12 protein-coding genes are annotated in these 21,931 nt (G+C 33.0%); 8 read left to right on the forward strand and 4 right to left on the reverse strand.

Annotated elements, in window-relative coordinates; all coding sequences use genetic code 11:
- Positions 1-101, reverse strand: a 101-nt coding sequence (locus Q0616_RS08030; RefSeq protein WP_298776349.1) for an NAD-dependent epimerase/dehydratase family protein, incomplete at its 3' end; no start/stop codon positions are given.
- Between the two features lie 6 nt (positions 102-107).
- Positions 108-1,010 carry a CorA family divalent cation transporter gene (locus Q0616_RS08035; protein ID WP_260541819.1) on the reverse strand — a complete coding sequence of 301 codons (903 nt, stop codon included), beginning with the start codon at positions 1,008-1,010 and terminating at the stop codon, positions 108-110.
- A gap of 149 nt (positions 1,011-1,159) precedes the next feature.
- Between Q0616_RS08035 and Q0616_RS08040 the strand changes: the two genes are divergently transcribed.
- The 3 genes from Q0616_RS08040 (at position 1,160) to tyrS (ending at position 7,266) form a co-directional block, all read left to right on the forward strand.
- Positions 1,160-4,291 carry a SusC/RagA family TonB-linked outer membrane protein gene (locus Q0616_RS08040; protein WP_298776327.1) on the forward strand — a complete coding sequence of 1,044 codons (3,132 nt, stop codon included), beginning with the start codon at positions 1,160-1,162 and terminating at the stop codon, positions 4,289-4,291.
- Positions 4,292-4,303: 12 nt separating this feature from the next.
- Positions 4,304-5,806 carry a RagB/SusD family nutrient uptake outer membrane protein gene (locus Q0616_RS08045; RefSeq protein WP_298776330.1) on the forward strand — a complete coding sequence of 501 codons (1,503 nt, stop codon included), beginning with the start codon at positions 4,304-4,306 and terminating at the stop codon, positions 5,804-5,806.
- A 164-nt stretch (positions 5,807-5,970) separates the two neighbouring features.
- Complete coding sequence (gene tyrS / locus Q0616_RS08050; protein ID WP_171623276.1) at positions 5,971-7,266, forward strand: tyrosine--tRNA ligase; 1,296 nt, start codon at positions 5,971-5,973, stop codon at positions 7,264-7,266.
- A gap of 129 nt (positions 7,267-7,395) precedes the next feature.
- Here tyrS and trpA read toward each other — a convergent pair whose 3' ends face one another.
- Both trpA and Q0616_RS08060 read right to left on the reverse strand, forming a co-directional pair.
- On the reverse strand, positions 7,396-8,163 hold the full coding sequence (trpA, locus tag Q0616_RS08055; protein WP_298776332.1) for a tryptophan synthase subunit alpha: 768 nt from the start codon (positions 8,161-8,163) through the stop codon (positions 7,396-7,398).
- A gap of 1 nt (position 8,164) precedes the next feature.
- A complete protein-coding gene (locus tag Q0616_RS08060; RefSeq protein ID WP_260541823.1) occupies positions 8,165-9,370 on the reverse strand; it encodes an endonuclease/exonuclease/phosphatase family protein in 1,206 nt (401 codons plus the stop codon).
- 79 nt (positions 9,371-9,449) lie between these two features.
- Between Q0616_RS08060 and Q0616_RS08065 the strand changes: the two genes are divergently transcribed.
- The 5 genes from Q0616_RS08065 to Q0616_RS08085 all read left to right on the forward strand — a co-directional run bounded on the left by Q0616_RS08065 (position 9,450) and on the right by Q0616_RS08085 (position 21,926).
- On the forward strand, positions 9,450-12,257 hold the full coding sequence (locus Q0616_RS08065; protein WP_284583124.1) for a carboxypeptidase regulatory-like domain-containing protein: 2,808 nt from the start codon (positions 9,450-9,452) through the stop codon (positions 12,255-12,257).
- 24 nt (positions 12,258-12,281) lie between these two features.
- Positions 12,282-13,676, forward strand: a complete 1,395-nt coding sequence (locus Q0616_RS08070; RefSeq protein WP_260541825.1) for a DUF5689 domain-containing protein — start codon at positions 12,282-12,284, stop codon at positions 13,674-13,676.
- Positions 13,677-14,065: 389 nt separating this feature from the next.
- Positions 14,066-17,074 (forward strand): SusC/RagA family TonB-linked outer membrane protein, encoded by a 3,009-nt coding sequence (locus Q0616_RS08075; protein WP_284583125.1) that lies wholly within the window; start codon positions 14,066-14,068, stop codon positions 17,072-17,074.
- Positions 17,075-17,088: 14 nt separating this feature from the next.
- Complete coding sequence (locus tag Q0616_RS08080) at positions 17,089-18,576, forward strand: RagB/SusD family nutrient uptake outer membrane protein (RefSeq protein ID WP_284583126.1); 1,488 nt, start codon at positions 17,089-17,091, stop codon at positions 18,574-18,576.
- Between the two features lie 329 nt (positions 18,577-18,905).
- The gene (locus Q0616_RS08085) at positions 18,906-21,926 is read left to right on the forward strand and encodes a SusC/RagA family TonB-linked outer membrane protein (RefSeq protein ID WP_298776340.1); all 3,021 of its coding nucleotides are present in this window, start codon (positions 18,906-18,908) and stop codon (positions 21,924-21,926) included.
- Positions 21,927-21,931: the final 5 nt, after the last annotated feature.

Consider the following 21,931-nt stretch of genomic DNA (forward strand, 5'->3'; position numbering starts at 1 on the left):
GATGTTTTTCGTTTTAAAGCACGAATAGGCTGTTGCTTTTTTGCTAATTCTACCAACAAATGCGCACCAACCAAACCTGTTCCTCCCGTTACGAAAATCATACTGAATTATAAATATTTTTTTTTCCTGAACCAAAAGTAAATAAAAATTACCACTAATAACATGACAAGTAAACAAATTGGATAGCCTAATTTGTAATTTAACTCGGGCATGAAATCGAAATTCATTCCATAAATTCCAGCGATAAAAGTTAAGGGTAAGAAAAAGGCCGAAAAAATGGTTAAAGTTTGCATGATTTCATTCGATTTCTGACCGTTAATCGAAAGATAAATAGATAGTAAACTTTGGACATCATCAACAATTTGTGAATGCAAATGCAGCATTTTTACATTCTCTTCGATTAAATCTTGAGAGGAACTTGTACGTTTATGATCTAATCGATATTCTTTCAACGCTTCTAATGTATAATCTAATATTTTTTTACAAGCGGTTGCTTCTCGTTTAATTTGATAAAGGTTTTGAAGTTTGATTCTTCTAAAATCATCTGAAAAAATCATTTGTTCTAATAAGTCAACACCTTCATCCATTCTGTAAGCCGGTTGTTCGTAAGTTTTGATTGTTTCGGAAATGATTCGATACAAAATTCCTTTAATCGTTATTTTGGATAAATCAGGATTTGAAAGATATTTTTCCTGAATACGATCAAACATATCCGTTTCTTTTTGATGAACAGTCACGATAAAATCTGTTCCTATGTAAATACTGATTTTGTGACTAAATTCTCGAATGATGTTTTTCAACATGCGATGTTCTTTATCAAAAAAACGAATCAATAAAAACGAAACATTTTGATCATCTGATTCGTATTTTGGTAAATGGCCAGGTTCTAAACTATCTTCTATCGTTAATTTCTGAAAATTATATTTTGTTGCAATTTCATCTAATTCTTCTTTCGTTGGATTATGTAAATTAATCCATTTGAATTTTTCGTTTTCAAAAAGCGTTTGCATTGAAAGTGTTTTTTAATGTGTTAAATAACAAAAGATTATATTGAATAATTAAAAATATGTAATTATAAGTGGTTTTTTGTGTTAAAATTATGATTTTTTTGGAAATGTGTTAAAAAATGTTAATATTGCATTAGATAAATCAAAAACACATGAGAAAAAAAATGACTTCTTTATCATTGATCGCTTTTCTTGGGTTAAGTACACTTGTATTTGCTCAAACAAAAGGGACAGTGAATGATGCAAATGGTTTTCCAGAGTCTGACATTGAAGTTTCTGTAAAAGGAACTCAGAATATTGTGTATACAGACGAAAATGGAAATTTTGACATTGATGCTAAAGTTGGAGATATTTTAGTTATTAATGGCGAAGAGTATATAGTTACAAGTAATAATTTAGGAGTAATCAATCCTAAAAAAACTAGTACTGTAGATTTACAAGAAACTGTAGTTACAGCTTATGGTGTTCAAAAGAAAGAAACCGTAGTGGGTTCTAATGTTCAGATTAAATCTGAAGTTTTTGAAGATCGTGCATTAACTAATGTTGCAAAAGCCTTAGAAGGTGGAGCTCCTGGAGTTCAATTTTCAACTTCTACAGGACAACCTGGTTCTGGTGCTAATATTCGAATAAGAGGTATTTCTTCTTATAATTTATCAAATTCACCATTATTTGTTGTTGACGGTGCTATTTTCACAGGGTCTTTGTCTGATATTAATCCGAATGATATCGAATCGTTTAGTGTTCTAAAAGACGCTTCATCTACTTCATTATACGGATCTGCAGCTGCAAATGGAGTTGTAATGATTACGACAAAAAAGGGGAAGAAAGGAAATAAAGGGAAGTTCACATTTAGCTCGAATACCGGAGTTGTAACAAGAGGGGTGCCTGAGTATGCTAAGGTAGGAGCTGAAGATTATTATAAATTGACTTGGACATCAATGCGTAATGGTTATTTAGAATCAAACCCAAATGCTACAGTAGAACAAGCGAATCAATGGGCATCAAATAATTTGATAACTCAGAATTTGAAAAACAACATTTATAATGTTCCAAATAATGAGGTGATTATTAATGGTGAGTTGAACCCAAATGCGTCAATGTTGTATAACGACTTTGATTGGATGGATGCTGTGACTAGAGTTGGATCTCTTCAACAATATAACTTGAGTTATGCAGGTGCTTCTGATGATACAAATTACTTTGCATCTTTAGGTTATAATAATGAAGAAGGTTATATTATAAAATCTGACTTCGAAAGATATAACGCTCGTGTAAATGTAGATTCTCGTGTAAGTAAATGGTTGAAAATTGGTACAGATATAACGGGTGCATTAACAAAATCTAAACAAGCAGAAGATGGAGAAGGTTCATCTTATATTAATCCATTTTATACTGCACGTTTTATGGGACCAATATATTCACCGTATTTATACGATGATGAAGGGAAAAGAATGTACGATGAAAATGGTAACGTAAGATATGATGGTACTTTTACAAGAGGTCGTGGAGCAGGAGCAGGAGTAGGACGTAATGTTTTGCAAGAAACATTATTAAACGATCGTTTCCGTGAAACGAATGCTGTTTTTACCAGAACTTTTGCAGAGTTTAATTTGTTACCAGGATTAACATTTAGAACGAATGTTGCATATGATATCCAAAATTATAACTTCAAATCTTATCAGAACAAAGAAATTGGAGATGCAATTGGTACAGCTGCATTAGGGATTACAAGACAAAAAACAACATCATTAACTTTAAATCAAATTTTATCTTATCAAAAATCATTCGGACTACATAACTTACAAGTAGATTTAGGACACGAGTCTATTGATCGTAATATACAATATGCTTATACGAGAAAAACACACGAAGTTGTTGGAGGGATTAGAGAATTATCAAACTTTATCGTAAATACAAGTAATACTGGATACTCAATCGATTTAAGAAAAGAATCTTACTTTGGACGTGTTAATTATGATTACAATAGTACTTACTCTTTATCGGCTTCGGTAAGACAAGATCAATCTTCTCGTTTTGCACAAGGTAGAGATAAAGGAACATTCTGGTCAGCAGGTGCAGCTTGGAATATCCATAGAGAATCATTCTTGAGAGATTCAAGTTTTGTTAATCTATTAAAATTAAGAACATCTTATGGAGAAGTTGGGAATGATGGAGGAATGTCCGAAGCACCAGGATATCAAGCTGATTTGAATTTATATGATTTAGGATACAATAATGGGATGAATGGAGGTATTTATTTATCTCAAATGGGTAATCCTGATTTAACATGGGAAACAAATAAGCAATTTGATGTTGCATTAGAATTTGGTTTCTTTAATAATAGAATTTCTGGTAGTGTTGAATATTACAAACGTAAAACTGAAGATTTAATTTTCGCAGTTCCAACACCAAACTCATCAGGAGTACCAGGGAATAGTTTTAACAAAAACATTGGAGATCTAGAGAATTCAGGAATTGAGATTGCTTTACAATTCGGTATTATCCGTAACGAAAACTTCCGTTGGGATTTAAATGTAGATGCATCTACAATCAAAAATGAAATCTTAACAATGCCAAATGGTCAAGAAGAAATTATTAACGGAACAAAACGTTTGGCAGTAGGTCGCTCTTTATACGATTTTTGGTTAAGAAAGTATCATGGTGTAGACCCTTCTGATGGTCGTGCATTATATGTGCAAGATCCTGAAAAAGCAAACGATACAAGTACTCGTATCATTGATGGGAAAGCCTATACTGTGAACCATAATAACGCAGAGTATGGATATGTAGGATCTTCTATTCCAGATGTATACGGAAGTTTTTCTAATAACTTTTCGTACAAAGGTTTCTTCTTGAATACATTGTTTACTTATCAAATTGGAGGACAAACTTACGATGGAAATTATGCTAACTTAATTGACACAGCACCAGATGGAGGAGCAATCCATACTGATATGCTAAATGCATGGTCAACTCCAGGACAGGTGACGAACATTCCTAAATTATCAACTAATAATGTGAGCCAAAATTTAGCAGCTTCATCACGTTGGTTGGTAGATTCAGATTATTTAGCATTTAGATCAGCAACATTTGGATACTCTTTTAAGAAAGATCAAATTGACAGATTTGGATTGTCTTCTTTAAAACTGTTCTTAAGTGGAGAAAATCTTGTAAGCTGGACAGCTAGAAAAGGTTTAGAACCAGTACAGTCGTTTAATGGAACAACATCATACCGTTATACACCATCAAGAATTGTGAGTGTAGGGTTAAATGTTCAATTTTAAAAAAAATAAACAATGAAAAAAGTAAAATATATATTAGCAGCAATAGTTTTAGGGACTTCTCTATCCTTAACATCATGTGCTGATGATTTCTTAGATACAATTCCTACTTCAGAAATTGGAGATGAAACAGCATATTCTACAGGAGAAAACTTGATGACGATTATTAACGGGATGCATAGAAATATGTATGTTAGACAAAACTCTTCACAAGGTCAAAATGGATATACAGCCCAATTAATTGTAAGTGATGTATTAGGTGATGATGTTGTGTTTCCTTCTACAGGTAACGGATGGTTCGTTTCTACATTGAGATGGTTAGATATTAACAACGAATCTTCAGGAAATATCGCTTATCCATGGAATTTTTGGTACTCTATGATGCGTAATGCAAATAATGTTATTACATATGGGCAAGATGCAGGAGGTAATCAAACATTAAAGAATAATGCAATTGGACAAGCATATGCTTACAGAGCTTTTGGCTATTTTCAATTAGTTCAATTGTATGCTAATAGATACGAAGCAGGAAAAACGAATTCTCAATTAGGAGTAGTTATTCGCTTAGATCCTTCACCAGAGTTAATGGAAGATCCTAAAGAAAGATCTACAGTAGAAGAAGTGTATAAACAAATTTGGTCAGATTTAGATCAAGCTGAAAAACAATTAACAGGTATTTCTAAACTACACAACTCACATTTTTCTTTAGATAACGTACAAGGACTTAAAGCTCGTGTCGCATTGGTGCAACAAGATTATGCGAAAGCAGCACAATATGCGGCTTTAGCAAGAAAGAATAAAACATTGATGCCATCAGAAGATTATCTGAAAGGTTTTAATGATTTTACCAATAAAGAATGGATGTGGGGAATTGCAATTCAAGATGATCAAACTGATTTCTTTGGAAACTTTCATGCATATATGTCTCGTAATTATAACTCAACACAAATTCGTCAAGCTCCAAAAGTGATGAATCATAAGTTATATGCTGCTTTTCCAACATCGGATGTTCGTGCGCAAGTAGTTGATCCAACAGGAAATCATCCAGACTTAGGTTTGCCATCGAGTTATTCAAAATACCCATATACATCTCAAAAATTTTTAACAAAAAATAAAGATAATAATGTTGCGTTGGGTGATGTTCCTTTTATGCGAGTAGCAGAAATGTACCTAATAGAAGCCGAAGCAAAATATTATTTAGGAGACGAAGCAGGTTCTAAGAGTGTTTTGACTGAATTAGCACAAGCAAGAGATACAGAATTTACATCATTTACAACATCGGGACAAGCTTATTTAGACGAGTTGTATTTACACCGTCGTATCGAATTATGGGGAGAAGGATTCAGATTCTTCGATTTAAAACGTACAAAATCTGCCCTTAATCGTCGTGATACTGGTGCTGTGGCAGCTGTTATAAACAACGTATGGGAAGTTCCGCCTACAGATTTAAGATGGACTTGGGTTATTCCTCGTTCAGAATTAAATTCTAATCCTTTATGTGAACAAAATCCTTCATAACATTTTTTTAATATAATTTTATCCTCATATAATTATATCTCAAATCAAGGTTTTCCATTTGGAAAACCTTGATTTTTTTTATCTCTTTATTCACTATTAATATTACTGAAAAATAGTAACTTTGTAACTCGTAAAATTTAGATAAAAAACACATTAAATATACTATGAATCCATTAATTGAAGAATTGACTTGGAGAGGACTGGTTCACAATATAATGCCAGGGACAGAAGAACAACTAAATAAAGAAATGACTTCTGGTTATGTAGGTTTTGATCCTACTGCAGATTCTCTTCACGTAGGAAGTTTGGTTCCGATTTTCTTATTGGTTCATTTACAACGTCACGGACATCGTCCAATTGCTTTGGTTGGTGGTGCAACAGGATTTATTGGAGATCCAACTGGTAAAGCTGCAGAAAGAAGTTTGTTAGATGAAGAAACATTAAATAAATATGTAGCTGGAATTAAAGCGCAATTATCTCGTTTCTTAGATTTTGATACGAACAATGGTAATTCAGCTTTATTGGTGAATAACTACGATTGGATGAAAAATTTCTCTTTTATTGATTTTGCTCGTAACGTAGGGAAACATATTACAGTTAACTACATGATGGCGAAAGATTCAGTAAAATCGCGTCTTTCATCAGAGTCTAATGTCGGAATGTCGTTTACAGAATTTACGTACCAATTAATTCAAGGTTACGATTATTTGCATTTATACAAAGAGTTAGGTGTTAAATTGCAAATGGGAGGTTCTGATCAATGGGGAAATATTACGACAGGAACAGAATTAATTCGACGTACAGTTCAAGGAGAAGCGTTTGCGTTTACTTGTCCATTAACAACAAAAGCTGATGGTTCTAAATTTGGTAAATCTGAAGGAGGAGAAAATATTTGGTTAGACAAAAAAAGAACATCATCGTATAAATTTTACCAATTTTGGTTAAATCAAGCAGATGCAGATGCAGAACGTTACATCAAAATTTATACTTTCTTAGAAAAAGAAGCGATTGATGATTTGATCGAACGTCACCGTCAAGAACCGCATTTACGTGAATTACAACGTAAATTAGCAACTGAGATTACGATTTTAGTTCATGGTGTCGAAGAATTGAGAAAAGCAGAAAAGGCTTCTCAGGTTTTATTCGGAAAATCGACTTCAGAAGATTTAAAAGAATTAGATGGAGAAACATTCTTATCTGTTTTCGAAGGTGTACCACAAGCAACTGTAGCGATGACAGATATCGAAGCAGGATTAGATATTGTAGCTGCGTTAGCGGATAAAACAGGTTTCTTGAAATCGAATTCTGAAGCGCGACGTGAGTTAAAAGCAAATGCAATTTCAGTTAACAAAGAAAAAGTTGCAGATGATTTTGTATTGACAACAGAAAATTTAATAGCAGATAAATACGTGTTATTACAAAAAGGTAAAAAGAACTATTTTATCTTGATTGTAGAATAAATAGAAAAACATGTTTCAAATATAAAAGCAAGCCTTTACGAGGGCTTGCTTTTTTGTTTGTATGTTTTTTCGTAGGAAATGAAAGGAATATAAAAACCTAAATAATAAACTTGATTTTAGGTTTGAAATTTATCTCAAACTCGAAATATAATTTTTAATCGCTTCAGAATAATTGCCTTCAGCTTTTTCTAAAACACGTAAAAATGCACTTCCGATAATTGCACCATTTGCAAATTCCCATGCTTTTTCTACATCTTGTTTAGTCGAGATGCCAAATCCAATTTGATGAGGTTTCGTTAACCCTAAATTCTTGATGTTTGATAAAAAATCTTCGTTATAATTAGAAGTTGTTGCTCCTGTTGTCGCAGAACTTGATACAATGTAAACAAAACCAGAAGTAGCATCGTTGATCTCTTTTACACGTTTTTCGGTTGTTAAAGGCGTAATTAAGAACGTAACATTTTGATCATACTTTTCGAAAAGTTCTTTGTGTTGAGTCAAGTAAATATCGTAAGGCATATCGGGTAATATCAATCCAGAAACACCACTCTCTTTACAATGCTGTAAAAACTTCTCTAATCCAAATGTCATGACTTGATTATAGTAACCCATTAATACAATAGGTGCAGAAATTTCATCCTTTACATCTTTTAATTGTTCGAATAAAATATTCAATGTCATTCCATTGGCCAAAGCTTTTTCGCTCGTTGCTTGAATTGTTGGACCATCTGCTAAAGGATCAGAATATGGAATTCCGACTTCTATAATATCAACTTTGTTTTTGTTTAATTCTCTTAAAACAAATGGGGTATCCGATAAATTTGGATACCCAGCAGTTGTGTATATTGTAAGAAGACGATTATTTTTTTGACCAAATAATTGTGCTAATTTATTCATATTATTTCACTTGTTTTAATAAGATTGTGTAAACAGGGAAGTGGTCAGAGTAACCATTTGCACGATATGTATCACCACTCCACATACGATTTGGAAAACCTTTGTATGCACCTTCTGTTGCAATTAGATAATCTTTGTTAAAAACCTCTGTTTTAAAGATTTTATAAGAAGAATAATCTTTGTTTTTTGTAACCAATGATGAAGTAGATATAAATTGATCAAATAAATTCCAAGCATCACGATAAGCTAAAGTCCCAATTCCTTTTTTGTATAAAGGTAACATTGGATTATAGTAGCCGTTTTCTGTTGATTTAGAAATTTCTCCAGCAGGATTGAATGTGTTTTTGATACTTGGTGAAATAGGATCATCATTAAAATCTCCCATTGCAATTACTTTTGCATTCGGATTTTGAGCTTTTAAATCTTCAAAAATACCTTTCATCACTTTTGCAGCTTCCATACGAGCTGGCATCGAAGCTTTTTCTCCTCCACTACGAGATGGCCAGTGGTTAACTAAAAACGTAATTTCTTCTCCATCTAATAATCCAGTCACTTGTAAAATATCACGTGTGTATCGACGTCTACCATCTGCATCATAATTAAAAATAGGATGAGGTTTTGCTTCAATTACTTTGAAACGAGATTTTTGATACAATAAACCTGTGTCAACTCCTCTGGCATCAAATGAATTAAAATGAACAACACCATAATCGTATTTTTTTAAAGCCGAACTGTTTGCTAAATCTTCTAAAACTTCTTTCGTTTCAATTTCGCAAATCCCTACAATTACAGGTGCGGTATTTGTAACATCAGCGCCTAATTCGCTAATTACTTTTGAAATATTATTGATTTTTTGAAAATATTTTTGCGTATTCCATCTTTTATTCCCATTTGGTAAAAACTCTTCTTGAAGAATTAAAGGACGAATAATTTTCTTTCCTTTTATGTTTTCGTAGGTGTAACTTTGTTTGAAATCTTCTGTTTCGTACTTTGAAATGTCAGATTCTGCAATCTGGATATGATAATTTTTATCATTAAATGGTAATGTTCCGTCAATATATCCCACCGATTTTATGGTGTCAAAAATATTTTCAACATTATAAAAAGCGACTGTCGCACTCGCATATTTAGTTTGAGCTTGAGTAGTTAACGTTAAAAATAAATTAAAGATTATTAATAAAGTTAAAGATTTATTAATTTTAAACATATGTTATTAATTATGAATTTACTAAATTTGTTGTCCTATTTTTTTTAGATAGCTAATTTATAAATAAAAATTCGTTTGAATGAACAAATTATTGTTAAGTCTTTCGGTCTTTGCTGCAACTGTCGCTTTTGCACAGGCGCAGACAAAGGTTACTGGGGTGGCTAAAAATGCTGCAACTGGTGAAGAGGTTTATAACCTCACTGTACGATTAGACGGAGGCGCAGTGAATGATGCTGCGATTACTGATCGTATAGGTTATTTTCAGTTTGTTGATATTCCAGATGGAACATACAAATTACAAGTTTATGGCGTAGGGTACGACCCTTTTGAAAAAGAAATCACTGTAGCAGGACAAAAAGAGCTTGACTTAGGTGAAATTAAATTAACATTTAATCCAAATACAGCAGAAGTTGGTATTATTACATTAACAGATGATGAGTTATCTGATGATGAAAGTTCTACAGCTTCAAATTCAGGACTTTTACAATCTTCACGCGACGTTTTTGCTCGTGTATCTGCATACGAATTAGGTTCGTATTGGTTTAAACCAAGAGGTTTAGATAACAAATATAATGACGTACATTTTAATGGAGTTCGTATGAACAAAATGGATAATGGACGTGCAACCTTCAATAACTGGGGAGGTCTAAATGATGTTACTCGTCGTCCAGAAGAGTTAACATACGGATTAGAGCCTTCTAAATATGCTTTTGGAGATTTAGGAGGAGTAACAAATTTTGATACTCGTCCTTCGACAATGCGTAAAGGAGTAAGTTTAGCTTATTCTAACACCAATCGTTCGTACAGAAATCGTGTAATGGCAACCTATAACACAGGTTTGATGGATAATGGTTGGGCATTTATGGTTTCAGGAAGTAGACGTTGGGCTGAAGAAGGAATTATAGAAGGTACTTTTTATGATGCTTATGCGTACTATTTAGGTATAGAGAAAAAGTTTAATGAAAAACATACCTTAAACTTGACAAGTTTTGGTGCGCCTACTCGTCGTTCTACTGGTTCTCCAAATACACAAGAAGTGGTAGATATGAAAGGAATTTACTACAATTCGTATTGGGGATGGCAAGATGGTGAAAAACGTAACGAACGTGTGAAGAAAACCTTCGAACCAGTAAATATGTTAACGCACCATTGGAATATTAATGAAAAATCTAAATTGACAACAACACTTTCGTATCAATTTGGTAAAGAAAGTGGTTCTCGTTTAGATTGGTTTAATGCAAATAATCCATCACCAACGTATTATGGAAACATGCCAAGTTATTATCTTTTTGATCGTAACAATATCAATGGAATTCCAACAGATTTTCAGCAAGCAAACTACAATAAAGTACTTGGTCAATGGAGAAATGGAGAGATTTCTCAGTTAAATTGGGGTAATTTATATAGAGCTAATGAAAATAGTGCTACAGGAAGAGCAGCATATTGGTTGACAGCTGATGTTAACGAAGATCAAACAGCTACTGCTTACACAAATTTCCAAACAGAGTTAGCACCAAATATCGATTTGACAATCGCAGCATCTTACCAAAATACAAAATCTAAATTGTATCGTGAGATCCAAGATTTAATGGGTGCGCAATATGTGTTGAATACAGATGATTATAACTCTATAGTAGATAATGGTGTAGCACGTTATTATCGCTTTAATCTTTTAGATAACCGTGATGCTTCTGAAAGAGATAGAGTTGGAAAAGGAGACAAACAAGAGTACTACTACGAAATTAACCGTGATTATGCAGATTTATATATGCAGTCTAAAATCAAAGGAAAATTTTTAGATGTTACGATTGGAATGAAAGCTGCCTTAACGAAATTCTATCGTGATGGTAAATTTCAAAACGAAATGTACAAAGATCGTTCTTATGGAAAAAGTAAAACGTATGATTTCGTAGATTTTGGAGTTAAATCTAATTTCTTGGTAAAATTAGACGGACGTAATTTTGTGCAAGCAAATGTAATGTATCAAACAGAAGCACCAACTTCTGATGAAATTTTTCCAAATGCTCGTATGAATGATGTAACTGTTGATGGAATAGAAAGTGCGAAAATTTTCTCAAGTGATCTATCATATATTTTAAGAGCGCCACGTATCAAAGCTCGTGCTACTGCATACTATACAAGAACAAAAGATGAAATTGAAAAATCGTTTGGTTATATCGATGGAACAAGTGACGAAAGTAGATTATTTGTATCAGAAGTAATGACTGGTGTTGGTAAAGAATATTTAGGAACTGAGTTGGCTGTAGAAGCACAAGTTTTACCCGTTCTTACTTTATCAGCAGTAGCATCTATTGGTCAATATATTTACAAAGATAATCCAAGCTATAATTTATATTCAGACGAATTTGGTGTACAAGGTATTCCTTACAAAAATTTCGGAACAGCTCATATCGAAAATTATAAAGTAGCGTCAGGGCCTCAATCAGGATTTTCTTTAGGAGCAGAATATCGTGCACCTAAGTTTTGGTGGGTAGGTGTTTCAGGGAATTATTTAATGAATAATTATGCTGATATCGCTCCATACCGTAGAACAAGCGGTTTTGTTACAGGTGCTCAAGGTGCAGTTGTGCCTAATGTAACTGAAGAAGGATTGAAACAAGTGTTAAAACAAGAAAAATTTAGTGATGAATTTATGTTGAATATCAACTTAGGAAAAACATTCCGTATTGGTAAATATTCTGCAGGAATTTCAGGAACGATCAATAATGTTTTAAACAATAAAAGTTATGTCACTGGAGGATTTGAACAAATGAGAATTGGTAACTACAACAATGCAATCGATAAAAATTATCAACGCATGTTTGGACCAAAAATGTTCTATGGAATGGGAACAACTTATTTTGCAAACATTTATTTCAGATTTTAATTAAAGACTAAAGAAAATATAACAATGAATACAATATCAAAAATAACATTAGCTACAGCCTTAAGTTTAGGCTTATTTACAGCACAGTCGTGTGTACAAGATGACGACTATTCAACTCCTCCAATCGAGTGTAACTTACCTACAGCGAATATTACTTTACCAGAGTTAATGCAAAAAGTGAATTCGAATCAATTAAACGTTGATGAGAATAAAGCAATTCTTGATGATTTAATTTTAGAAGCGTATGTTATTTCAAGCGATGAAACAGGAAATATCTACAAAACAATTTCTATTCAAGATGATCCAGTAAATCCAACTGTCGGAACTCAAATAGAAATTAATGCAGGTAATCTATATACAAAATACCCTTTAGGTTCTAAGATTCAAATTCGTCTTAAAGGCTTAAGAGCTCAACAAGATACAAGAGCAGGTATTGTAAAAATCGGATCAGTGGACCCTTCTTTTGATATAGGTCGTATAGGTCTTACAGAGTATGAGAAATATGTAGTTAAAACATGTGAGCCTATTCAAGCTATTCAGCCAAAAGAGTTCAATAGTTTAGCAGAGGCAATGAGAAATGAGAATGTGAACACATTAGTTAAGATTAACAATGTACAATTCTTACAACCAGATGTTGATAAAACATATGGTACAGCATCTCAAATAGAGAACAGAGAATTAGTTGATAAAACAGGAAGCCGTTCAGGTGTAGTATTAAGAAACTCAAACTTTGCAGATTGGAAAGACGAGCCATTACCAACAGGAAGTGGTTCTATTACAGTTGTAGTTTCTAAATATGGGTCTACTTGGCAAGTATATATCCGTGATACCAAAGATGTCAACTTTGATCAACCTCGTTTTGATGTAGGTGGAGGACAAAATCCAGGTGGCGGAAATGATACAGAAGCTGCTAACTTGTTATTTAAAGGATCTGATTTTAACGTTTGGGCAGATTTTATGTCTTCTATTAACGCAAAATTTGGACTTAAAGACTATGCAACAAGTGCTGTAGGTTTAGGAAGAGATGATTCGAATGCATTACAAATAAAAGGAACACCAGCAGGTAACGATTATGTATTTACTGCAAAGTTAACAAACGAACTTCCTACTAATCCGAAGAAAATTACATTCTATGTAAAAGGTAAATCAGGAAAATCATTATCATTAAATGTAAACAAATCTACAACTGGTTTTACACCTTTTAATGTAGGCGAATTAGCAAATCAACCAGTTACAGTTTCTGGAGCAGAAAATAACCAATACAATGGTGCAATAGATACAAAAGGAGAATGGGTTCTTGTAACCTTAAATATTGAAGGACTTGATATTCAAAAAACAGTCGGAAATGACTTATTTTCTTTAAAAGTAGGAAAAGAAGTTGCGTACGATTTAATCATCGATAATATCAAAATTGATTAATTGACCAATTAATTGATTTAACTTTAAGACGGCTATTTTAGCCGTCTTTTTTATTTTAAAAATTATTTTTCCATTAAGAAAAAGATAATTTTTAGTGTCATTTTTTAACGGTTCTTCGTATAAAAATACAATTGTAATTAATTGTTTTTTTAATATTATGCAATATTGATTTTAGTGTAATTGAAAATAATTAACATAAAAACAGATAGATGTTTATCATATTTGTTAAAAATGTAATCTTTCTAAAATTATCATTCTCTCAAATTTTAAAGCTGATAAATAAAATCTTTTTTGTCTTGATTTAATAAAATATTAAATATTTATCAATTTGTTTTTTTAGCTAAAATTTAATTTGCAGATTTGTTCCCCTATTTTATAAAAATAAGACTATGAGGAGAAGAATCACATCTTTGAGTTTATTGGCTTTCCTTGGTTTAGGAACAGCTGCATTTGCTCAAGTAACAGGTGTTGTAAATGACGCAGATAATTTTCCGGAATCGGATGTAGAAGTATCTGTAAAAGGTACGGACAAAGTTGTCTATACTGATTTAGACGGAAAATTTGATATTGATGCTAAAATTGGAGATGTTTTAGTAATTAATGGGAAAGAATTCACAGTAACAAGCAATAGCTTAGGAACTTTAAAGTATGCTGCTACAACAAGTAGTCCAGTTGATTTAAGTGAAGTAGTTGTAAAATCTATTTTCAACGCTCCATCTAAATCAGGTGTAACAACTGTTAAGGCAAAAGATTTAGAACAGATGAACCCTTCTGTTTCTATTGACCAAATGTTAGGAGGTAAAGCGGCTGGTTTGTCATCTCAAGCAATGAGTGGTGCTCCTGGTGCAACTGCTAACGTTACAATTCGTGGAGCAATTGGTTTGAATGGTGGTGTAAAATCTCCATTATATGTTGTTGATGGTACGTATATGACAGCTTCTGATGTTAATGCAATTAACCCTGCAGATATCGAAGAAGTGAAGGTATTGAAAGATGCTTCTCAATTAGCAATCTTTGGATCTCGTGGAGCGAACGGTGTAATCATCATGAAAACTAAATCTGCGAAAAAAGGTGAAGCAATTGTAAGCTATTCGTCTCGTATTGGAGTTAACGATATGGTTGACTTGCCAAATATTAATTTGATGAATGCCGAGCAATTGTTAAATTACCAAAATAGTTTAAGTACTATTCCTAATTTAGGATTAGGGCAAGCTCGTACTTCAGAAGAAATAGCACGTTTATCTAAGAATGACCACAAATGGTCTGATGATTTATACAAAAATGGTTTAACATCATCTCACTTTGTTTCGATTAGTAAAAATGATGGTGAATCATCAAATAATTTTTCTATTGGATATGATAAGAACGAGGGTGCTGTACAGTATTATAATGGTTTAGAAAGAATTTCTGCAACATTTAATAATACAACTAAAGTAAAAGATTGGTTACGTTACGGTGTTAATGTAAATGGATCTTATACAACTTTAGATTCTCCTCGTGACCGTGTGAATGCACAATCACCTTTCTTTAATACATTAATGAATCGCCCATACGAAACATTCTATCAAATGGATGCAAACGGTGATTATGCATTAGATGAACAAGGAGATCGTATCTACAATCCAAATGCAAACTACATGGGATACCCTGTTGCAGATGAGATGGAAAATACTGATGCTGAAACAAGATATTTACGTATTTATGGGACTGGATTTGTAGAAGCTGATATTACAAAAAATGTATCAGCACGTACAACTTTTGGTGCAACATATAACCGCACACAATATGAAAACTTCCTAAAACCATCTGCGTTATTATCTGAATTATTAGGTGATGCTGGTGCTAAAACAGATAGAAGTACAGATCGTTTCGATTACAACTGGCGTAATGAGGTTTCTTACGAAAATAGTTTTGGAAAACATAACTTACGCGTAACAGCTGCAACAGAATATATTAACCAAAGTTTATATTCGATGACATTGTACGGACTTGGATTCCCTAACGACTATTTACAAACACAAGGATTGGCAACTTTAATCGAACAAGATTCGAAATCAGAAAGATGGAGAGTGTCTAAATTTGGTTATTTAGGAGCTGCATCTTATGACTTTGCAAATAAATATTTTGTAGATGCTTATGTTCGTCGTGACGGTACTTCTTTAGCAGGGTTAGATAATAAATATGGAACATTCTGGGGTGTTGCTTTGGGTTGGAATTTAGCAAAAGAGAACTTTTTACGTGATGCAAAAGCAGTTAGTAATTTAACACTTAAAGCATCATACGGTGAAGTAGGAGATGACTCAGGTTTGGCACGTTATGCAAATATGAACTTGATGAATATCTTAGGAACTTATAATGGTAATCCTGCAAGTTTTCCTACAACTAACTTAGCTGATGTTAATGCAACTTGGGAAACTAACAAGAAATTTAATGTAGGAGTTGATTTCGGATTCTTTGGAAGTCGTTTAACAGGTTCTGCTGCATATTTCAATGAATTACGTTCAGACTTTATTTTTAACAAACAACTATCTGCAGAAGCAGGAGGATATATAACAACTGTTAATGCTGGAGAAATTAAAACAGAAGGTGTTGAGTTAGAGTTAAACTATGATGTAATTCGTTCTAAAAACTTTGATTTATCTTTCTACGGTAACGTAACAAACTTAAATTACAAAGTTAATGAATTAGCAGATGGTCAAAATTCATTGATCATGTCTGATTCTTACGAAAGTATGATTCATGTATCAGGTGGTAAACCTTACCAATTCTATTTAGTAAAACATGCAGGTGTTGACGCAAATACGGGTAAAGATTTGTACTTTGATAAAGACGGAAACATAACGGATGTTTATGATGGTGGTGACGCTGTTGCAACAAATAAAACGCCACTTCCAAAATTAATGGGAGGTTTCGGATTGAATGCAAAATTCTACGGATTTGACATTAATGCAGACTTTACATACTCAGCAGGTGGATACATGTACAACAACACATACGCATACTTAACAGATCCAACATCTTTAGATAACCACGTGGTAGAAGCAGCAAATTACTGGAAACAACCAGGTGATCATGCAGCATTTGCAATGCCTAATACAACAGGGCCAGAATATTCTACAAAATATTTAGAGAGCTCAGATTATATCGCATTCCGTAGTTTATCATTAGGATACAATTTCTCTAAGTTAGTAGAAGGTACTTTTGTTAAAAATTTAAGAATGTTTGCTCAAGTACAAAACTTAGCATTGTGGACAAATTACCATGGTAACCCAATTGCTGGTACAGGAACAAGTGAAAGTAGTGCGGCAGGATCATCAGGATATGTATCTAACTCATTTACAGCGTTCTCTTATCCGTTAGTTCGTTCTTTTTCAATCGGATTTAATGTATCATTCTAAAAAATTGTAACAAAATGAAAAAAAATATTTTAGTATTATCATTATTAGCTTGTGCATTAAGTTTTACATCATGTAGTGATGATGATATCAATCAAAAACCATTCGACGCTATTGAAGTTTCAGATTATTACAAAACAGAATCTGATTTTACCAATGCATTAAATGGAGTATACAAAGGTTTTGGTCAAGCAGGTTATTATGCAGGATTAAGCAATGCAAGTGATATTATCGCAGTTGGTGATATTATGTCTGACAACTTAATCTTAGATCCTAATGGACGTCGTTCAGGACAAAGAGCGCATACATGGGCATATAATTCTAACTCTGTACCAACAAGTATTTATTCAACATCATACAATATTATCTCAAGAGCCAATATTATTTTAGCTAATGCAGATAATTTACCTGATGGTGATTTCAAGAATAATGTTGTCGCTCAAGCAAAAGCTGTTCGTGCATTAGCACACTTTGAGGTAGCTCGCACGTATGCCGAAATTCCTACACAATCTGCAGATGCACCTACAACTGTAGGTATTGCATATATCGATCAATATGATCCAAAAGCAATGCCTAAACGTGATGCTACAATTGCAGAAACGTACGATAAAATGATTGCAGATTTAGAAGCAGCTATTCCAAATTTGAAAGCAACAAAAGAAGCGTCTGTAATTAATCAATATGCAGCTCAAGCTTTATTAGGTAAAATATATTTATACAAAGGAGATTACAAGAAAGCAATCGAATTTACACAACCTGCTGTTGATGCAGTAGCACCAGCTAATCCTTCTGAATTAGCAGCGTTGTGGACATCTAATAATAGCAATGGAGTATTATTCGAAATTCCATTTGTTAATTCTGGAGATCCTACAATTGGTACAAATTTTAGTCAAGGAGCAACTGATGAAAATATTGTAATTGAATACGCGGTAGACAAAGATTTTTATGCTTTATACAATCAAGAAACAGAACCTGAGCGTGTTAATGCATATTTCAAAGTTTTTACCCCTTCTAATCATGATTATCAACAAGTAATTGCTGTTAATAAATACATCAATGGTAAAGTTAAATTAGGATTAAATAACGGTCGTTATTTACGTGTTGAAGAAGCAATCTTAAATTTAGCGGAAGCTCAATATTTAGCAGGAGACAGTGCAAGTGCATTAACAACTCTTAATAAATTGAGAGATGTACGTTACTCTTCATACGAAGGAGGAGAAACAGGAGCTGCTATTTTTGATGCAATCCAATTAGAGCGTCGCAAAGAATTAGCTTTCGAAAACGGTGACCGTTGGTTCACATTAAAACGTTTACAAGGTGTTAGTGGAATTTCTTCAGCTTACACAAGTGGTATCCAAAGAAGTGGAAATGGATATTTAGCAGATGGTACTGGTACACCTTCTTCTGAATTAACATTAAAAGCTGGTGATTTCAAATGGCAATTTCCAATTCCTCAATCTGTATTAAATTTAAATACAAATATGACGCAAACTCCAGGTTATTAATATATAAAGATTTTTAATAAACTTGTTAAATACCAAAATGGCTATCTTTTTAGATAGCCATTTTTTTTGTAAATATTATGAAACTTTAAGATTAAATTAATGGTAAAGTTAAAATCAATAATGTAAAAAAGAATATTAAAGATAAGTTTTATTTATTAACGACATGCAATTAATTTAATTTAGTGATATTTTTTGAATATAATTGTTGTTATTTAGTATAATATAGCTATTTTATATTGTATACTTGATAAATAAAAAAAAACCTTAAGTTTTTGGAAATCTTAAAAAAAAGTTAGAGTTTTGTCCAAAATGTTATAAAATATAAAACTATGAGGAGAAGATTAACATCTTTGGGCTTATTAGCTTTCCTAGGGTTAGGAACAATGGCTTTTGCTCAAGTAACGGGTGTAGTTAACGATGCCAACAATTTCCCAGAGTCTGACGTAGAGGTTACTGTAAAAGGTACTGATAAAGTTGCATATACAGACGAGAATGGGAATTTTAACATTGATGCTAAAGTAGGAGATACATTAGTTATCAATGGAAAAGAATTTAAAGTAACTTCTACTAACTTAGGAGCTTTAAAATTTGCTGATGAAACAAAAGATTTAGACGAGGTTGTTGTTATTGGTTTTGGTCAAACAAAAACTGTAAAAGAAATAACAGGTGCTACAAGTACAATGACATCAAAATCTATTGAAGACCTTCCAGTTGCTTCTGTAGATAAAATGTTACAAGGACGTGTGTCTGGGGTACAAACAGGTAATGCTTCAGGGCAACCAGGAGGTATGGCTAATGTACGTGTACGTGGTATTTCTTCTATTAACGGTAGTACAAACCCAATTTGGATTGTTGATGGAGTACGTGTTTCAAGTGGTGATTTAACAAGAAATAATACTACAAGTAACATTTTAGCAAGTATGAATCCTGATGATATCGAAAGTGTAACTGTTTTAAAAGATGCCGTTTCAACAGCAGTATATGGTGCTGATGCAGGAGCAGGTGTAATTATTGTTACAACAAAATCAGGAAGAAAAGGTGCTGCTAAATTTAACTTCTCTTCATCTATTGGATGGAATGACCGTGCAGTTGAAGGGTACAGACCATTTACTGCTAACGAATACAAAGAGTATTTAGCTGTAGGTGTAATGAACAGATATCAAGCGGCAAATCCAGGAATGTTTGATGATTTGACAATGACTTATAAAACATTAGCAGATGGAGCTTTAGGAGCAAGTGTTGCTGGTATTTATAATTCTACAGCAGATACAAATTGGAAAGATGAAACTCAAAAGAAAGGGTTTCAACAAAATGTAGACTTTAATGTTTCTGGAGCTAATGATAGATTATCTTACTACGCTTCTGCTAACTATTTTAAACAAGAGTCTGTAATTAAAAATTCTGATTTCAAACGTTTAGCATTCACAAATAAATTATCTTACCAAGCAACTGATAAATTAAAATTATCTACAGACATCCAAATGTCTTATAGTAATTTAAAATCTTTGCCAGATGGAGGAGGATTTGCTAACCCTATTTTATCTCAATATTTTAATAGACCAACAGATCCAGTAAGAAACGCAGACGGTTCTTATTACTGGGATCCTTCAAGTGGTCGTTTATCAAATGGACAATTCAATCCAGCTGCTTTATTAGATTTAAACTACAGTAAAGCTCAGACTGCAAGAGTTTTTGCAAACTTTAAGGCTGAATATGATATTTGGAAAAATATTAAATACACATTAGTATTTGCCCCTGAATATATTAATATCGAAGAAGATAGATACTATAGCCCTTTACACGGAGATGGTTTTTCTAGAAACGGGATGAGTAATGCTTATGTAAGTAGATATTTCAATTTCAACGTACAGAATATTGTTAGTTGGAACCAAAAATATGATTTACATAATGTAGGTGTTTCGTTAATTCAAGAAGCATATAAATCTGATTCTAAATTCTTAAATGCGAGTGCTCAAAACGTAGGTTCTCCTAACTTAGAGACATTAACTAACTTTGTTGTGCCATTAGGATATGGTGGTACTAGAGGTATTTCATCTCGTTGGGGATATGCAGCTACTGCACACTACGATTATGACAGATTAATTTTAGTAGACGCTTCTTATCGTCGTGATATTTTATCTCAATTTATGCCAGGTCAAAAAGAAGGAGATTTCTGGTCTGCTGGAGTAGGTGTTGATTTAGCTAGAATTGGAATGCTTAAAGGTAGCCGCGCTATATCGATGATGAAATTAAGAGCATCTTACGGTAAAATTGGTAACCAAGTATCTGCAAATCCTTATGGATTATATTCATTTAATTCGAATTACAATGATGCAGCAGGAGCAAATTATTCAGGAGTGTTTAATCCAAACTTGTCATGGGAAACTGTTAATCCATTCAACGTAGGGATTGATTTCGGATTCTTAAATGATCGTATTAAATTCTCTGCTGAATATTTCAACAAGAAAACAAAAGACTTAATTTCTAGTATTCCAATTTCAGGATCTCAAGGAATGACTTCTTACGTTGATAATATTGGAGAGTTAGTAAACGAAGGATTCGAATTCTCTTTAAATGCTGATATCTTTAGAGGAGACCGTAATCAATTTAACTGGAATTTAGGTATTAGCGTATATACGTTAAATAACGAAATTACAGATTTATATGGTGGTGAAGTAAAAACTTCAACTACTATCATGAGAGAAGGTGAAGGTGTTCGTACATTCTATTTAAGAAAATGGGCTGGTGTAGACGCTGCAACTGGTGATCCATTATGGTACATTAACGGTAAAGATGGAGCAACAACAAATAACTATAATGAAGCTGTACAAGAAGTACAAGGTTCATTTATGAGTAATGTGTTTGGAGGTCTTAATACAACATTATCTTACCAAGGATTCTCATTAGATTTACAATTCACCTACGGATTTGGAGGGAAAATCTATGACGATTGGTCTTCTTACGCTTTTAGTGATGGACAATATACAGCAAACTACCCTGGTTATGGAGATGTAATGGGAGATTATTGGACACCTGAAAATACAACAGCTTCTAATCCAAAACCAGTTTATGGAGGAAATAAAAGATCAAACGCGGCTTCTACACGCTTCTTGTATGATGCAGATTACATTCGTTTAAGTAACGCAAGATTAGCCTATACATTTGACTCTAAAATGTTGCAAGGAACTGGACTTAATTCAGTTCAAATGTATGTGATGGCAAATAACGCCTGGACACACAATTTTGATGATAGATTGAAGTTTGATCCAGAAACTAACATTGCTGGGTACACAAACTTTAGTTTACCTGTATTAAAAACATTCTTATTAGGTGTTAACGTTAGTTTCTAAAAAAA

The organism is uncultured Empedobacter sp., assembly GCF_937930195.1.
Lineage (GTDB): Bacteria > Bacteroidota > Bacteroidia > Flavobacteriales > Weeksellaceae > Empedobacter > Empedobacter stercoris.

Bases quoted from the DNA above. Each gene is read 5' to 3' on its own strand.
- Q0616_RS08035 (WP_260541819.1), bottom strand. From the start codon at position 1,010: ATGCAAACGCTTTTTGAAAACGAAAAATTCAAATGGATTAATTTACAT.
- Q0616_RS08040 (WP_298776327.1), top strand. From the start codon at position 1,160: ATGAGAAAAAAAATGACTTCTTTATCATTGATCGCTTTTCTTGGGTTA.
- Q0616_RS08045 (WP_298776330.1), top strand. From the start codon at position 4,304: ATGAAAAAAGTAAAATATATATTAGCAGCAATAGTTTTAGGGACTTCT.
- tyrS (WP_171623276.1), top strand. From the start codon at position 5,971: ATGAATCCATTAATTGAAGAATTGACTTGGAGAGGACTGGTTCACAAT.
- trpA (WP_298776332.1), bottom strand. From the start codon at position 8,163: ATGAATAAATTAGCACAATTATTTGGTCAAAAAAATAATCGTCTTCTT.
- Q0616_RS08060 (WP_260541823.1), bottom strand. From the start codon at position 9,370: ATGTTTAAAATTAATAAATCTTTAACTTTATTAATAATCTTTAATTTA.
- Q0616_RS08065 (WP_284583124.1), top strand. From the start codon at position 9,450: ATGAACAAATTATTGTTAAGTCTTTCGGTCTTTGCTGCAACTGTCGCT.
- Q0616_RS08070 (WP_260541825.1), top strand. From the start codon at position 12,282: ATGAATACAATATCAAAAATAACATTAGCTACAGCCTTAAGTTTAGGC.
- Q0616_RS08075 (WP_284583125.1), top strand. From the start codon at position 14,066: ATGAGGAGAAGAATCACATCTTTGAGTTTATTGGCTTTCCTTGGTTTA.
- Q0616_RS08080 (WP_284583126.1), top strand. From the start codon at position 17,089: ATGAAAAAAAATATTTTAGTATTATCATTATTAGCTTGTGCATTAAGT.
- Q0616_RS08085 (WP_298776340.1), top strand. From the start codon at position 18,906: ATGAGGAGAAGATTAACATCTTTGGGCTTATTAGCTTTCCTAGGGTTA.